Raw genomic sequence first — 15,082 nt, 5'->3', positions numbered from 1 at the left:
TTTTCGGTTACTTGGAAAATCCGATCACTCCTCCTACACTCTGTTCGGGAGAGCAGGTCTGATGCCTGCAACGGGGAGGGGCGCTTCGGTGAAATATCGCTGGATTTTATTGACGCTGCTCAGCCTCGGCCTCGGTTACGGCGCCGTGACCAAGGGCAGCGGCATCATTGCGGAAAGCTATTTCGGCGAAGTCTCCGATCAGGGCCGCACCACCCTCAGGCTGGCCGTCTCGGCTCTTGGCGGGCTTTTGAGCCGTTTCGAGCCGCTGCCCGCCCTGATCGCCGATCACGACGACATTGAGGAGCTTGTCGCGCATCCGCAGGATGAGGCGATGCGCCAGCGCGCCAATATCTATCTCAAATCCATCAATACATTGCTGGAATCCTCCGACATCTACATCATCACGCTGGACGGAGTGACCATCGCCGCCAGTAACTATGATGGACCCACGAGCTTCGTCGGTGAGAATTTCAGCTACCGTCCCTATTTTCAGGATGCCGCCAAGGGCTTCCCGTCGCGTTTCTTTGCGCTAGGCACCACCTCCCACAAGCGCGGTTATTATTTTTCCGCGCCTATTCTCTTCAACGAGGAGATCAAGGGCGTCATCGTCTTCAAGGTCGACATTGAAGGCATAGAGGCGTCGTTCGGCGATGGTGAAAACCGAATTCTCGTATCGGACCCGGAAGGCATCATCTTCATGACCGGAACGCCGCAGTGGCTTTATTCCGGCCTGATGCCGCTGACACCGGAAAGGCTTGCGCGCACGGCGGCATCCCGCCGTTACGCCAATGCCGACCTGAAGGAACTGCCGCTGAAAAACGGCAATTTCGGCTCTCATCAGTTGATGACGATCAGTCAGAACGACGGTGACAGGGAATATCTCGTCCTGTCGCAGCCGATGCCCGACGCGGGTTGGACGGTCAGCGTGCTGATGGATACCGGCTCACTCAGGACGCAGGTCAAGACGGCGATGATCGCGATCATCCTCTGCCTGTGTCTTGCCGCTGCCGTGGTCGCCGCCATGCTGCAAAGACGGCGGCGCCTGCGTGAACGCCTGACCCACCAGGCCGAAGCTCAGGCGGAGCTGGAGCGGCGGGTGGAGGAGCGCACAGCCGATCTCGCGCGGGTGAACCGTGAGATCGAACACGAAATCGCCGAGCGCCGCCAGACGGAGAAACAATTGCGCAAGATGCAGAATGACCTGGTTCAGGCGGGCAAGCTTGCAGCGCTCGGACAAATGTCGGCAGCACTTTCGCACGAGTTCAACCAGCCGCTCGCAGCCGCCAAGAATTATGCGGAAAACGCCTCTCTTCTCGTGGAACGTGGACGTCTGGAAGAGGTGACGGAAAACCTCAGGCGTATTTCGGGCCTTATCGATCGCATGGCTTCTATCAGCAGGCATCTGAGAAATTTTGCCCGCAAACCCAATGAGAAAATGGCTGCGGTCGCGCTGGATGCCGTCCTTCGCGATACGCTGGAAATTGTTGGAGCACGGCTGAAGGCCGCCGATGCGGTGCTGGATGTTGATCTTGGTCCGGTGCCGCTTGCGGTGAAGGCCGGGCCGGTGCGGCTGCAGCAGGTGCTGGTCAACATCATCTCCAATGCCGCCGATGCGGTGGAAGGGCGCGAGGATCGTCGCATCGCTTTGAAAGCCGTGCTGCACGGTCAGACGGTGTCGATTTTCATTCGTGACCGAGGTCCGGGCGTTCCTCCGGCGATTTCGGAGCGCATCTTCGATCCCTTCTTCACCACCAAGGGCGTGGGCCGTGGCCTGGGTCTCGGCCTTTCCATCACCTACAACATCATCAAGGATTTTGGCGGCCAGCTGCGTGTCAGAAACCATGAAGACGGCGGCGCGGAATTCGAGATCGAATTACCGGCAGCAGCCTATCGTGTGGAGGTGGCGGCGGAATGACGATGTCGCGGGTTCTGTTGATTGATGACGAGGAGGAACTGCGTTTTTCCACCGCGCAGGCGCTGGAACTTTCCGGTTTTGCGGTCACCATGCTGGCAAGCGCCGAACATGCGCTTGAACTCATCGGCTACAGCTTCGATGGCGTCGTGGTCAGCGATATCAGGATGCCCGGCATGGATGGCATGACACTGCTGCAGAAGGTGCGGGAACTTGACCCGGAAATACCTGTCATCCTGATGACGGGCCATGGCGATGTGCAGCTTGCCGTCAATGCCATGCGCAACGGTGCTTATGATTTCATCGAAAAGCCCTTCACCCCGCAATATCTCGCCGGCATCATAAAAAGAGCCAACGACCGGCGGGCGCTGGTGCTGGAAAATCGCCGCCTGAAGGCGGTGGCGGGCAAGCATGACGATCTCGAAACGCGTCTGCCCGGCAGAACCCAGGTCATGGTCGATCTGCGATACCGCATTCGCGCCATCGGTGCGACCGATGCCGATACGCTCATTGTCGGCGATACCGGTGCGGGCAAGGAAGTGGTGGCGCGCGCACTTCACGATATCAGCGCCAGAGCCAACCGGCCCTTTGTCGCCATCAATTGTGCCGCCCTTCCGCAAACGCTGATCGAAAGCGAGCTGTTCGGCCACGAGGCTGGCGCTTTTCCCGGCGCGCTGCGCCCGCGCTACGGCAAGTTCGAGCATGCCCGCGGCGGCACCATATTGCTGGACGAGATCGGCTCCATGCCCTTTGAATTGCAGGGCCGGTTCCTGCGCGTGTTGCAGGAACGGGTGATCACCCGTCTTGGCTCCAATGAAACAGTCGAGCTCGACGTCCGCTTCATCGCCACCAGCAAGGTCGATCTGGAGCAGGAAGTCGCGGCAGGGCGGTTCCGTGCCGATCTTCTTTACCGCCTGAACGTGGCGACGATTCTCGTGCCGTCCCTCTCGCAGCGCAGTGCCGACATACCGCTGCTTTTCCTCCATCTGGTGCGGGAGGCTGCTGCCCGTTACGGTCGGGAAGATACGGACGTTCCGCAGCATCTGCTCTCAGTCATTTCCCTGCGTGAGTGGCCGGGCAATGTCCGGGAATTGCGCAATGCGGCGGACCGTTTCGTTCTCGGTCTGGAAAGCGATGTCTCCGAAACCTCGCTGCCATTTGAGGGCGATGGCAAGGCGGCGCTTGCCGCAAGGGTCGCCGCTTATGAAAAAAGCCTTATTGCGCGCGCGATCGCCGCCCACGGCGGAAATCTGAAATCCGTCTATGAGAGCCTCGGCATTTCACGCAAAACGCTTTACGAAAAAATGCAGAAATACGAGCTGCACCGGCACATGACCGAGGTGTGATGGGTGGATTTCCACCCATGGATGAGCCCGTATGGGTAGAAATCCACCCATTGCTGCCCATGATGGCGATAAAAGCGCGCCTTGCCGCAAGACCGCCGTTGCTGAACGGCAATCCCGGATCGCAAATGGCTCACCCCGGTCGCCATGGAGGAGCATGCGCGGCTGAAGTGGCGAACATTTTCATCCGGGAGGAATCGATGAAAATACTGAAGACAGTTACCGGCCTCGCTGCCGCCGCTGCCGTTTCCCTTTTTGCGCTTTCTGCATCCGCTCAGAACTACCCCGAGCGCAACATCACCATGGTCGTGCCCTTTGCCGCCGGCGGCCCGACAGATACGGTCGCGCGTCTTGTCGCTGAATCCATGTCGAAGGATCTCGGCCAGCAGATCATCGTCGAGAATGTTGGCGGCGCTGGTGGCACGCTGGGCGCTGGCCGCGTGGCGGCGTCGGATCCGGACGGTTACACCGTTCTGCTGCATCACATCGGCATGGCGACGAGCGCCACGCTTTATCGCAAGCTCGCCTATGACACCCTGAACGCTTTCGAATATGTCGGTCTGGTCACGGAAGTGCCGATGACCATTCTGTCGCGCAAGACGCTCGAAACCAAGGATCTCAAGGGTCTGATCGACTACGCCAAGGCGAACAAGGACAAGGTCACCGTTGCCAATGCCGGCATCGGTGCTGCTTCGCATCTGTGCGGCATGTTGTTCATGAGCGCTATCGAGACACCGCTGGTCACTGTTCCCTACAAGGGCACAGGCCCGGCCATGACCGACCTGCTCGGCGGACAGGTCGATATCATGTGCGACCAGACCACAAACACCACCAAGCAAATCCAGGGCGGGACCGTTAAAGCCTATGCCGTAACCTCGGCCAAACGGCTCGACGTGCTGCCGGACGTACCGACAGTTGCCGAATCGGGCCTGCCGAAGCTTGAGGTGGGTATCTGGCACGGTATCTACACGCCGAAGGGTACACCGGCTGAGATCAACGAAAAGCTCTCCAAGTCGCTGCAGGTCGCGCTGAAGGACAAGAACGTGGCGGCCCGTTTTGCCGAACTTGGCACCACACCTTCCCCGGAAGCCGATGCGACGCCCGCAGCGCTCAAGACCAAGCTTGAAAGCGAAATCGCCCGCTGGAAGCCTGTGATCGAGGGCGCCGGCCAATATGCCGACTGATGGCTGAAGCAATTGCCGGCGGCACCCTGCCGCCGGCTTCTTGCCGTCAATTTAACGCGCGGAACGGTGTGTAGCCGGCCGCAGTGGAGGGGCATCTTTCATGAAGTCGTTTTTCATTGACCCTGCCGAGGCAGCCTGTGGGGCAATTTTCATCGGTTTTGGCGCTTTTTTCGCGTTGCAGTCTTTCGGGCTGGATATCGGAACCGCCTTCCGCATGGGGCCGGGTTATTTTCCGCTTGTTCTGGCAATCGTGCTGATCCTGCTTGGCGCGGTAATATTCATTCGCGCCACCCGTGTGCAGGGCGATGCCCTCGGTGCAATCGCCTGGCGGGGGATTTTTTTCATCCTGCCCGCGCCGATCTTTTTCGGTTTCACGGTCCGGGGGCTTGGTTTCGTACCGGCGCTTTTTTTCAGCGCCCTTATCGCAGCCTTCGCCTCGCACAAGATGAGCCCGCTCATGGCCGTCATTATTTCCGCCGCCATCACGGTCTTTTCCGTTGCTGTGTTCAATTATGGTCTCGGCCTGCCATTCCAGCGCTTCGGCCCCTGGCTTAAATTTTGAGGTGCCGTAATGGAATTGCTTGATAATCTTGCTCTCGGTTTCGTCACGGCCACGTCGCTGGCAAACCTGTTTTTCTGCCTGATTGGCGTGCTGCTCGGCACGCTGATTGGCGTGCTGCCGGGCATCGGCGCAACCGCAACCATCGCCATGCTGTTGCCGATCACCTTTCAGCTTGAGCCCGTCTCATCGCTCATCATGCTCGCAGGCATCTATTACGGCGCGCAATATGGCGGCTCCACCACGGCGATCCTCATCAACATGCCGGGGGAATCCTCATCCGCCGTTACCGCCATTGACGGCTACCAGATGGCGCGCAAGGGCAAGGCGGGTGCCGCACTTGCAATTGCCGCCATCGGCTCGTTTTTCGCCGGCACGGTTTCCACCTTTCTCGTGGCAGTCTTTGCACCGCCGTTGACGGCGATTGCGCTGGAATTCGGCGCGGCGGAATATTTCTCGCTGATGGTCGTCGGCCTTGTCTCATCCATCGCGCTTGCCCATGGTTCCATCGTCAAGGCGCTGGCCATGGTCGTGCTTGGCCTGCTGCTCGGTCTGGTCGGTACGGATATCTACAGCGGCGCGCCACGCTTCACTCTCGGCATCCGTGAATATGCCGATGGGCTGAATTTCGTTGCGGTGGCGGTGGGCGTATTCGGTATCGCCGAAATCCTGCGCAATCTCGAAAACGAGCGCACGCGCTCGGTGCTGATCGCCAAGGTCAGCAGCCTGATGCCGTCGAAGGAAGACTTCAAGGCCATGGTCGGCCCGGTGCTGCGCGGTACGGTCATCGGTTCGGCACTGGGCATCCTGCCAGGCGGCGGTGCAATTCTCGCTGCCTTCGCATCCTACACCGTCGAGAAACGCGTCTCCAAGCATCCTGAGGAGTTTGGACACGGTGCCGTCGCCGGTGTTGCCGGTCCGGAATCCGCCAATAATGCCGGTGCCCAGACATCGTTCATCCCGCTTCTGACGCTCGGTATTCCCGCAAACCCAGTGATGGCGCTGATGATCGGTGCGATGATCATTCAGGGCATCGTGCCCGGTCCGAACGTTGCGACCGAGCAGCCGGCGCTGTTCTGGGGCATCATCGCCTCGATGTGGATTGGCAATCTGATGCTCGTCATCCTCAACCTGCCCCTGATCGGGCTTTGGGTGAAGCTGCTGACGGTGCCTTATTACGTGCTTTTCCCCATCATCATGGCCTTCTGCGCCATCGGGGTTTACAGCGTCAATTCCAACGTCTTCGATCTCTACGCCGTCGCCTTCTTCGGCTTCATTGGTTATGTGCTCGTGAAGCTGCGCTGCGAGCCGGCGCCGCTGCTGCTGGGCTTCGTGCTTGGGCCGCTGCTGGAGGAAAACCTGCGACGCGCCATGATCTTGTCACGTGGCGATCCGACGACCTTCGTCACCCGACCGATCAGCGCTACCCTGCTGTTTATTGCTCTGGCCGTGCTGATCATCGTCTTCCTGCCCAGCGTGAAGAAAAAGCGCGAAGAGGTTTTCGTAGAAGAAGACTGAGCAGGTCTCGAAATATTCGGAACGCCGGTGATGGAAATGTCGCCGGCGTTTCTGCGTTGATGGGATCGCTGTGAGGAATCCGGTTCACCGAAGCGGCATATGGTTGACTTGAAGCGTTTTAGGGCCAAGGAAGGGCGGGAAAGAGAGGTCGATATGACGTCGGAAACCGAAAAACGGATCATTGCGCTTGAGGAAACGATCGCGCATCAGGCCAAGACTATAGAGGAACTGTCCGACCAGCTGACGGAACAGTGGAAGGTGGTGGAACAGACCCGCGCCAAGCTCGACCGGTTGACGGAAAGGTTCCTGAGCCTCGAGGAGCAGTCGCTGGACGCGCCCGCAATTACCCGGCCGCCGCATTATTGATGAGGAAGACCCCATGACGAGCGATACAGCCGCACTTGCCGCCGAAATTGTGGATTTCTGGAAGAAGGCAGGACCGGACAAATGGTTCGACAAGGACGCCGCCTTCGACGATCACTTTCATGACCGTTTCCGCGATGCCCATTTTGCCGCTGCAAGGCGCGAATTGGATGGCTGGCTGGACGGTGCGGAAAGCAGCCTCGCGCTGATGCTTCTGCTGGATCAGTTCCCGCGTAACTGCTTTCGCGAGACAGCGCATATGTATGCGACCGATCCGCTGGCACGCATGTTCGCCAGCGAGGCCATCCGTCGCGGCCACGATCAGGCGGTGACCGAGGATTTGCGGGTCTTTTTCTATCTGCCCTTTTCCCATTCGGAAAGCATCGAGGATCAGGAGCGTGCCTGCACGCTCAACCGGCCGCTTGGCGGGCTTTATCTCCACCATGCCGAAGAGCATCGCGATATCGTCGCGCGTTTTGGCCGCTTTCCGCATCGCAACGACATATTGCTGCGGGAAACGGCGCCGGAGGAACGGCAATATCTTGATGCGGGCGGTTTTACTGGCTGATATCAACGAAAAACGCCGCCAGTCCCGAAAGACGGCGGCGCTTTTTTTTGGTGGGTAACGGCCGCAGATCAGCCGTCGAAGAATTCCTTCATCCGGGCAAAGAAGCCGGTCGATTCCGGATTATTCTCCTGGGACGAGAGTTGCTCGAACTCCTGCAACAGCTCGCGCTGGCGCTTGCTGAGCTTCTGCGGTGTCTCGATCTGGATCTGGATGTAGAGATCGCCAGTCTGCGCCGAACGCAGCACCGGCATGCCCTTACCCTTCAGGCGGAACTGCTTGCCTGGCTGGGTGCCTTCCGGAACCGTGACGCGAGACTTCGTGCCGTCGAGCGTCGTCACATCGAAGGTGCCGCCAAGAGCGGCCGTCGTCATGGAGATCGGCACGGTGCAATAGAGATCGGCGCCGTCGCGCTGGAAGAACTCATGGGGACGCACGGACAGGAAGATGTAGAGATCACCCGCCGGGCCACCACGCATGCCGGCTTCGCCTTCGCCCTGCAGGCGAATGCGGGTGCCATCCTCGATACCCGAGGGAATGTTGACCGAAAGCGAACGCTCTTCCGTCACGCGGCCCTGGCCGTGGCACTTGCTGCACGGATCGGAAATCGTCTGTCCACGCCCGTGGCAGGTGGGGCAGGTGCGTTCTACCGAGAAGAAGCCCTGGGCTGCGCGCACGCGACCGGAACCCTGACAGGTGCCGCAGGTTTTGGGTTGCGTGCCGGGTTTTGCGCCGGAACCGGAACAGACATCGCAGGTTATCGAGGTTGGAACCCTGATCTGCGCCGTCTTGCCGGCAAACGCTTCTTCCAGCGTGATTTCCATGTTGTAGCGAAGGTCGGCGCCGCGCTCGCGACCGCCGGAAGAGCGGCGTGCGCGTCCGCCGCCCATCATCTCGCCGAAGATGTCTTCGAAGATATCCGAGAAGCCGCCATTGGCGAAACCGCCGCCGCCCATACCACCGCCGCCCATGCCGCCATTTTCAAAGGCGGCGTGGCCAAAACGGTCATAGGCCGCGCGTTTTTGCGGGTCCTTCAGCGTTTCATAGGCTTCGTTGATTTCCTTGAACTTCCGTTCGGAATCAGCATCATCCGGGTTCTTGTCCGGATGGTATTTCATCGCGAGTTTGCGGAAGGCGCTTTTCAGCTCTTTTTCGTCCGCGGTCTTGCTGACGCCGAGTGTTTCGTAAAAGTCTGCTTTCGCCATTAAGATAACAAGCCTCGCAAATGGATTTCCGGCTGCACTTCGGCAGCCGGATGTCTTGCATGTATCGACAGGAGACGGGAAGCCACGCGATTATGCGGACTTCTTGTCGTCCTTGATTTCCTCATAGTCGGCGTCGACGACGTCGTCCTTGCCGCCTTCTCCGTTAGCACCGGCTTCAGCCTGCTGCGCTTCGTAGATGGCCTGACCGAGCTTCATGGAAACTTCCATGAGGGTCTGGGTCTTTGCCTGAATGTCGTCGGCATCCGGTTCGGAAGCCTCAACGGCCGTCTTCAGGCTGGCAATGGCGTCTTCGATGGCCTTGCGGTCGGTTTCGGAAACCTTGTCGCCATATTCCTTCACCGATTTCTCGGTGGAGTGAACGAGGCTTTCGGCCTGGTTCTTGGCTTCGACACCCGCACGACGCTTCTTGTCGGCTTCGGCATTGGCTTCAGCGTCCTTGACCATCTTCTCGATGTCGGCATCGGAAAGACCACCGGAAGCCTGGATACGGATCTGCTGTTCCTTGCCGGTGCCCTTGTCTTTCGCCGAAACCTGCACGATGCCGTTGGCGTCGATATCGAAGGTCACTTCGATCTGCGGAACGCCGCGGGGTGCCGGCGGCAGGCCGACGAGGTCGAACTGGCCGAGCAGCTTGTTATCCTGTGCCATTTCGCGCTCGCCCTGCGAGACGCGGATCGTCACGGCCGACTGGCTGTCTTCGGCGGTCGAGAAGGTCTGGCTCTTCTTCGTCGGGATCGTCGTGTTGCGATCGATCAGACGGGTGAAGACGCCACCCAGCGTTTCGATGCCGAGCGACAGCGGCGTCACGTCGAGAAGCAGAACGTCCTTGACGTCGCCCTGCAGAACGCCGGCCTGAATGGCGGCGCCCATGGCAACCACTTCATCAGGGTTCACGCCCTTGTGCGGCTCCTTGCCGAACAGCTGCTTGACGACTTCCTGCACCTTCGGCATGCGGCTCATGCCACCAACGAGAACGACTTCGTCGATCTCGGCAGCGGTAACGCCGGCATCCTTAAGGGCAGCCTTGCAAGGGGCGACGGTGCGCTGCACCAGATCGTCCACCAGGCTTTCGAACTTGGCGCGGGTCAGCTTCAGCGTCAGGTGCTTCGGACCGGAAGCATCAGCCGTGATGAACGGCAGGTTGATTTCGGTCTGCTGCGACGACGAAAGTTCGATCTTGGCCTTTTCGGCAGCTTCCTTGAGGCGCTGCAGAGCGAGCTTGTCGTTCTTCAGGTCGATGCCCTGATCCTTCTTGAACTCGCCGGCCAGATATTCGACCAGACGCATGTCGAAGTCTTCACCGCCGAGGAAGGTATCGCCGTTGGTGGACTTCACTTCGAAAACGCCGTCGCCTATTTCCAGAACGGAAATATCGAAGGTGCCGCCGCCAAGGTCGTAAACGGCGATGGTCTTGCCGTCCTTCTTGTCGAGGCCGTAAGCGAGGGCTGCTGCGGTCGGCTCGTTGATGATACGCAGGACGTCCAGACCGGCGATGCGGCCGGCATCCTTGGTTGCCTGGCGCTGGGCGTCGTTGAAGTATGCCGGAACGGTGATGACGGCCTTCTCGACCTTTTCGCCGAGGTAGGATTCAGCCGTTTCCTTCATCTTCTGAAGGATCATCGCGGAAATCTGCGAAGGGGAATAGTTCTTGTCCTGAGCCTTCACCCATGCGTCGCCATTGTCGCCCTTGACGATTTCAAAGGGAACGAGAGCCTTGTCCTTTTCGACGGTCGGGTCTTCATAACGGCGACCGATGAGGCGCTTGACCGCAAACAGGGTGTTGGTCGGGTTGGTGACCGCCTGGCGCTTGGCCGGCTGGCCGACAAGGCGTTCGCCATCGTCGGAAAATGCCACCATGGATGGCGTAGTGCGCGCGCCTTCCGCGTTTTCAATAACTTTCGTGTCCTTGCCGTCCATCACTGCAACGCAGGAATTGGTTGTGCCAAGGTCGATACCGATTACTTTTGCCATGCTCTTCTCTCCTTGAAGCGAGCTGTCGGAACCCCGTGAGGCATTCCATGGACAACTCCTTGACTTGGATTTGCAGTATTCGCTGCTGTTATGCGGCGTATATAAGGAGCGATTTTTCCTGCTGCAAGGCGCAAGAGAGGGTGAAGCGCTGCAAAAAAGCGGATGAAACCCCTGTCTGTGCAGAAGCATAGCCATCAAGGCATGCAGAAGGGCAAAAACGTGACTTTGACTGCCACGGTCATGGCGACGCGGAGGCGCGTTTATAAAGTCATTGAGGTGAGGTGAAATGGCGGACAGGGTGGGATTCGAACCCACGGTACGCTTTCACGCACACACGCGTTCCAGGCGTGCGCCTTAAACCACTCGGCCACCTGTCCTTTTTTCAAATCTGCATGTTTTGAGGAATGCAAATCACTGGAACGGCGCGATATATACCGATGAATTCGCTGGGATCAACACGAATCTGACAGTTTTTTGAATTGTCGGCAATTTCCTGCCTTCCGATGCGATTGCAAACCGGTTTTCCCGCCTTTATCGATGCAATATATCTTTCAAAACATGGCTGTCGAAACGACGGGCCGCAACCGAGGTATCCTGATGAAAGCTTTTTTGCGGTTTTTGAGCTTTCTTCTTCTCACTGCAGCTGTTTTTCTTGGCGTACTCGATTCGATCCGCTCGGTTTCCACATCCTCGGTCAATATCACCGGCATCCTGTCCGTCTGGAACTATCTTCTTCCTGCCTCGCGCACCATGGTGGAAACGGCCTTGGCTCACTATATTCACCCTGAAGCGTGGCGCTTCATTGAAAATGCCCTGTCGGGACTGCCGGCATTTGCTTTTTTCCTCGCGCTATCCCTGCTTTGCTGGATGGCCGGTTACAGGAAGCGCAAAGTGATGAGGCGTTCGTCAGTCTGAATTTATCAACTGACAGCGCGCGCCCCGCAGATGTGAACCCTGAGAAGCGGCATAATCGGCCGCACGGAGGACCGAATGTTCCTGTTCGATACGCTTTCAAAAAAGACGACGATGCCGACCGAAGAGACGGCTTTGCCCGGCCGTGAAGAGGCGCTTGCCGTGCCCGAGACCCATTTCGTCAATGGTCGGCCCTTGAAGGGGCCTTATCCCGATGGTTTGGAAATCATCTATCTGGGTATGGGTTGCTTCTGGGGTGCGGAGCGCCTGTTCTGGCAGACGCCGGGTGTGTGGGTGACGGCGGTGGGTTACGCCGGCGGTTTTACCCGCAATCCCACCTATCAGGAGACGACGACGGGCCAGACGGGCCACGCCGAAGTGGTCAAGGTCGTCTACGATCCGACCGTCATCTCGCTGTCAGGGCTGCTCAAGATATTCTTCGAGGAGCATGATCCGACGCAAGGGATGCGGCAGGGAAACGATGTCGGCACGACCTATCGTTCCGCCATCTATGCCAATACCGAAGGCCAGTTGCAGCAGGCGCAGAAGGCGCACGACACTTTTCAGCAGGCTTTGGACGAGGCGGGGCATGGCCGCGCCATCACCACCGAAATTGGACCGCTTGAAACATTTTATTACGCGGAAGACTATCACCAGCAATATCTTGCCAAGAATCCGGGCGGCTACTGCGGCCTCAGGGGAACCGGCGTAAGCTGCAATATCGGCTAGATTTTTTGCACGTTGCCCAGGTGGAAAGACCAAAAAAACGCCAGAATAAAGTTTTTCCACCGGGTCAAAAAAACCGGATGAATTTTTCATTGAGCCATGCAAGGATATGAGCCAAGCACAGCCGGGATAACGGCTGGCGGTTCCGCAGACATTCCCGGTCAACGGGTTTGCGGGAGGACCCTTAAAATATCAATTGCAACAACAGGGCTGCACAATGAAAAAATCCCTTCTGACGCTTTTTGCGCTCGCCGCCATGTCGGCTTCCGCGCTTGCTGCCGATATCAAGCCGGCATTGGTTTATGGTACGGGCGGCAAGTTCGACAAGTCGTTCAACGAAGCCGCCGCGGCTGGCGCTGAGAAGTTCAAGGCAGAAACGGGCATCGAGTTCCGCGATTTTGAACCGACCAGCGATACGCAGGGCGAGCAGGCTATCCGCAACTTCGCCAGCAAGGGCTTTAACCCGGTTGTTGCCGTGTCCTTCGCCTGGACGTCGGCCATGGAAAAGGTTGCAGCCGAATTCCCTGACACCAAGTTCGTCATCGTCGATTCCGTCGTCGAGCTGCCGAATGTCCGCTCGGTCGTCTACAAGGAGCACGAAGGCTCTTATCTCGTCGGTCTTCTGGCAGGCATGGCCTCCAAGACCGGTAAGGTCGGCTTCATCGGCGGCATGGATATTCCGCTGATCCGTAAATTCGCCTGTGGTTATGCGCAGGGCGCCAAGGCTGCCAACGACAAGATCGAAGTCTTCCAGAACATGACCGGCACCACGGGTGCGGCCTGGAATGATCCGGTGCGCGGTGGCGAACTGACCAAGAACCAGATCGACCAGGGCGCTGACGTGATCTACGCGGCAGCCGGTGCGACCGGTATCGGCGTGTTGCAGACCGCTGCCGACAACAAGAAATTCTCGATCGGCGTCGATTCCAACCAGAACCACCTGCACCCCGGCTCGGTTCTGACCTCGATGGTCAAGCGCGTCGATCTGGCTGTCTACAACGCCTACAAGGATGCCAAGGACGACAAGTTCACCCCCGGCATCGTTGCTCTCGGCGTCAAGGAAGACGGCGTTGCCTATGCTCTCGACGACAACAACAAGGCCCTGATCTCGCCGGAAATGACCGCCGCCGTGGACAAGGCGAAGGCCGACATCATTGCCGGCACCATCAAGGTTCATGACTACATGGCGGACAATTCCTGCCCGAAATGATATGATATGTGTCTGGGGCGCATGGTGATTTTTCACCTTGCGCCCTTTTCATATCCAGCCTTCGGAGAGGTTTCGGTTTGAGTATGGACCCAGCAATCGAACTCGTGGGCATCGATAAAAAATTCGGTGCCGTTCACGCCAATAAGAATATCAACCTGACCGTTGCCAAGGGTACGATCCACGGCATCATCGGGGAAAACGGTGCCGGAAAATCGACCCTGATGTCGATCCTCTACGGTTTTTACCAGGCTGATGCCGGTGAAATCCGGGTAAACGGCGCGCCGGTATCGATCCGCGACAGCCAGGCTGCGATCAGTGCTGGCATCGGCATGGTGCATCAGCATTTCATGCTGGTGGAAAATTTCACCGTGCTGGAAAACGTCATGCTGGGCGCGGAAGGCGGCGCATCGCTTGCCAAGGGGAGGGCTGCTGCGCGCAAGGAGTTGAAGCGCCTTGAAGACGACTACGGGCTGGAAGTCGATCCGGATGCTGTGATCGAGGAACTGCCGGTCGGCCTGCAACAGCGCGTCGAAATCCTGAAAGCCATGTATCGTGGCGCCGAAATCCTGATCCTCGACGAGCCGACCGGCGTTCTCACGCCTGCGGAAGCCGATCATCTTTTCAAGATCCTCGGTGTCCTGCGTGAGCAGGGCAAAACCGTCATCCTCATCACCCACAAGCTGCGCGAGATCATGGCGATCACGGATTCCGTCTCCGTCATGCGCCGCGGCGAAATGGTGGCGACCCGCAAAACCTCCGAAACCAGCGTTGAGGAACTGGCCGAACTGATGGTCGGCCGTCGCGTGCTGCTGCGGGTGGAAAAAGGCGAGACGACGCCGGGCGAAGTTCTCCTTTCCATCCGTAATCTGACCGTCAAGGACAGCCGCGGCGTCACCATGGTGGACGATGTCTCGCTCGATGTCCGCGCCGGTGAAATCGTCGGCATCGCCGGTGTGGCCGGCAATGGCCAGTCCGAACTTCTCGAAGCGATCGCAGGCATCCGCAAGCCTTACTCAGGCGAGATATGGGTGGCCGGGCAGAAGGTTGACCGACCCGATCCGTCCATTCTGCGCGAACTCGGTCTCGCACATATTCCGGAAGACCGGCACCATATGGGGCTGGTGCTGAAATTCGAGGAATATGAAAATTCCATCCTCGGCTATCACCATGACGAGCGATACGGCAAAGGCCCTTTCCTCAACCCCGAGGCCATCCGCAAGGATGCGGTCGAAAAAATCGAGAAATACGATATCCGCCCGCCGAACCCGCAGCTGAAGACCGCCAATTTTTCCGGCGGCAACCAGCAGAAGATCGTCGTTGCCCGCGAAATCGAGCGTGACCCCAAGATGCTGATCATCGGCCAGCCGACCCGCGGTGTGGATATCGGCGCCATCGAATTCATCCATCGCCGCATCATCGAAATGCGCGATGCCGGCAAGGCGATCTTGCTGGTTTCGGTCGAACTCGATGAAATCCGTTCCCTTTCGGACCGGATCATGGTCATGTTCGCCGGGCGTGTCGTTGGAGAAAAAACGGCGGAAGCCGAAGAACAGACGCTGGGCCTGATGATGGCCGGCATCGCCGCATGAGGCA

General features: G+C 58.6%; 13 protein-coding genes and 1 tRNA gene. 11 read left to right on the top strand and 3 right to left on the bottom strand.

The window, feature by feature from the left end:
- Positions 1-61 precede the first annotated feature (61 nt).
- From J5276_RS14540 to J5276_RS14510, 7 genes are all read left to right on the top strand, one after another.
- Positions 62-1,915, top strand: coding sequence for a sensor histidine kinase (locus J5276_RS14540; protein ID WP_083211587.1), 1,854 nt, complete (start codon positions 62-64; stop codon positions 1,913-1,915).
- Complete coding sequence (locus J5276_RS14535; protein ID WP_019564551.1) at positions 1,912-3,258, top strand: sigma-54 dependent transcriptional regulator; 1,347 nt, start codon at positions 1,912-1,914, stop codon at positions 3,256-3,258. The genes J5276_RS14540 and J5276_RS14535 overlap by 4 nt, the downstream gene beginning before the upstream one ends.
- A 197-nt stretch (positions 3,259-3,455) precedes the next feature.
- Positions 3,456-4,439 carry a tripartite tricarboxylate transporter substrate-binding protein gene (locus J5276_RS14530; protein ID WP_026330668.1) on the top strand — a complete coding sequence of 328 codons (984 nt, stop codon included), beginning with the start codon at positions 3,456-3,458 and terminating at the stop codon, positions 4,437-4,439.
- A 100-nt stretch (positions 4,440-4,539) separates the two neighbouring features.
- Positions 4,540-5,001: a tripartite tricarboxylate transporter TctB family protein gene (locus J5276_RS14525; protein ID WP_013635240.1), complete on the top strand. Its 462-nt coding sequence runs from the start codon at positions 4,540-4,542 to the stop codon at positions 4,999-5,001.
- Positions 5,002-5,010: 9 nt separating this feature from the next.
- Positions 5,011-6,516, top strand: a complete 1,506-nt coding sequence (locus tag J5276_RS14520) for a tripartite tricarboxylate transporter permease (protein WP_013635241.1) — start codon at positions 5,011-5,013, stop codon at positions 6,514-6,516.
- Between the two features lie 153 nt (positions 6,517-6,669).
- Positions 6,670-6,882, top strand: coding sequence for a SlyX family protein (locus J5276_RS14515; protein ID WP_013635242.1), 213 nt, complete (start codon positions 6,670-6,672; stop codon positions 6,880-6,882).
- A gap of 13 nt (positions 6,883-6,895) precedes the next feature.
- Positions 6,896-7,447: a DUF924 family protein gene (locus J5276_RS14510; protein WP_112154838.1), complete on the top strand. Its 552-nt coding sequence runs from the start codon at positions 6,896-6,898 to the stop codon at positions 7,445-7,447.
- A 68-nt stretch (positions 7,448-7,515) separates the two neighbouring features.
- Here the strand turns inward: J5276_RS14510 and dnaJ are convergent, their stop codons facing one another.
- The 3 genes from dnaJ to J5276_RS14495 form a co-directional block, all read right to left on the bottom strand.
- The gene (dnaJ, locus tag J5276_RS14505; protein ID WP_003514371.1) at positions 7,516-8,649 is read right to left on the bottom strand and encodes a molecular chaperone DnaJ; all 1,134 of its coding nucleotides are present in this window, start codon (positions 8,647-8,649) and stop codon (positions 7,516-7,518) included.
- Positions 8,650-8,739: 90 nt separating this feature from the next.
- Positions 8,740-10,641, bottom strand: coding sequence for a molecular chaperone DnaK (gene dnaK, locus J5276_RS14500; protein WP_003514373.1), 1,902 nt, complete (start codon positions 10,639-10,641; stop codon positions 8,740-8,742).
- Positions 10,642-10,928: 287 nt separating this feature from the next.
- Positions 10,929-11,018: transfer RNA gene (locus J5276_RS14495), tRNA-Ser, on the bottom strand.
- A 220-nt stretch (positions 11,019-11,238) separates the two neighbouring features.
- Here J5276_RS14495 and J5276_RS14490 point away from each other — a divergent pair.
- From J5276_RS14490 to J5276_RS14475, 4 genes are all read left to right on the top strand, one after another.
- On the top strand, positions 11,239-11,556 hold the full coding sequence (locus J5276_RS14490) for a hypothetical protein (RefSeq protein WP_112154872.1): 318 nt from the start codon (positions 11,239-11,241) through the stop codon (positions 11,554-11,556).
- 75 nt (positions 11,557-11,631) lie between these two features.
- The gene (gene msrA / locus J5276_RS14485) at positions 11,632-12,282 is read left to right on the top strand and encodes a peptide-methionine (S)-S-oxide reductase MsrA (protein ID WP_112154837.1); all 651 of its coding nucleotides are present in this window, start codon (positions 11,632-11,634) and stop codon (positions 12,280-12,282) included.
- A 214-nt stretch (positions 12,283-12,496) separates the two neighbouring features.
- The gene (locus tag J5276_RS14480; RefSeq protein ID WP_209159309.1) at positions 12,497-13,489 is read left to right on the top strand and encodes a BMP family protein; all 993 of its coding nucleotides are present in this window, start codon (positions 12,497-12,499) and stop codon (positions 13,487-13,489) included.
- 83 nt (positions 13,490-13,572) lie between these two features.
- The gene (locus tag J5276_RS14475; protein WP_003514394.1) at positions 13,573-15,078 is read left to right on the top strand and encodes an ABC transporter ATP-binding protein; all 1,506 of its coding nucleotides are present in this window, start codon (positions 13,573-13,575) and stop codon (positions 15,076-15,078) included.
- Positions 15,079-15,082 lie beyond the last annotated feature (4 nt).

Source organism: Agrobacterium sp. S7/73, from assembly GCF_019355535.1.
Taxonomy (GTDB): Bacteria; Pseudomonadota; Alphaproteobacteria; order Rhizobiales; family Rhizobiaceae; genus Agrobacterium; species Agrobacterium tumefaciens.
Note: the sequence above shows the minus strand (reverse complement) of the source record. Positions and strands in the feature narration are given on the sequence as shown.

Excerpts from the sequence above, each read along its gene's own strand:
- J5276_RS14540 (WP_083211587.1), top strand. The coding sequence starts at position 62 with ATGCCTGCAACGGGGAGGGGCGCTTCGGTGAAATATCGCTGGATTTTA.
- J5276_RS14535 (WP_019564551.1), top strand. The coding sequence starts at position 1,912 with ATGACGATGTCGCGGGTTCTGTTGATTGATGACGAGGAGGAACTGCGT.
- J5276_RS14530 (WP_026330668.1), top strand. The coding sequence starts at position 3,456 with ATGAAAATACTGAAGACAGTTACCGGCCTCGCTGCCGCCGCTGCCGTT.
- J5276_RS14525 (WP_013635240.1), top strand. The coding sequence starts at position 4,540 with ATGAAGTCGTTTTTCATTGACCCTGCCGAGGCAGCCTGTGGGGCAATT.
- J5276_RS14520 (WP_013635241.1), top strand. The coding sequence starts at position 5,011 with ATGGAATTGCTTGATAATCTTGCTCTCGGTTTCGTCACGGCCACGTCG.
- J5276_RS14515 (WP_013635242.1), top strand. The coding sequence starts at position 6,670 with ATGACGTCGGAAACCGAAAAACGGATCATTGCGCTTGAGGAAACGATC.
- J5276_RS14510 (WP_112154838.1), top strand. The coding sequence starts at position 6,896 with ATGACGAGCGATACAGCCGCACTTGCCGCCGAAATTGTGGATTTCTGG.
- dnaJ (WP_003514371.1), bottom strand. The coding sequence starts at position 8,649 with ATGGCGAAAGCAGACTTTTACGAAACACTCGGCGTCAGCAAGACCGCG.
- dnaK (WP_003514373.1), bottom strand. The coding sequence starts at position 10,641 with ATGGCAAAAGTAATCGGTATCGACCTTGGCACAACCAATTCCTGCGTT.
- J5276_RS14490 (WP_112154872.1), top strand. The coding sequence starts at position 11,239 with ATGAAAGCTTTTTTGCGGTTTTTGAGCTTTCTTCTTCTCACTGCAGCT.
- msrA (WP_112154837.1), top strand. The coding sequence starts at position 11,632 with ATGTTCCTGTTCGATACGCTTTCAAAAAAGACGACGATGCCGACCGAA.
- J5276_RS14480 (WP_209159309.1), top strand. The coding sequence starts at position 12,497 with ATGAAAAAATCCCTTCTGACGCTTTTTGCGCTCGCCGCCATGTCGGCT.
- J5276_RS14475 (WP_003514394.1), top strand. The coding sequence starts at position 13,573 with ATGGACCCAGCAATCGAACTCGTGGGCATCGATAAAAAATTCGGTGCC.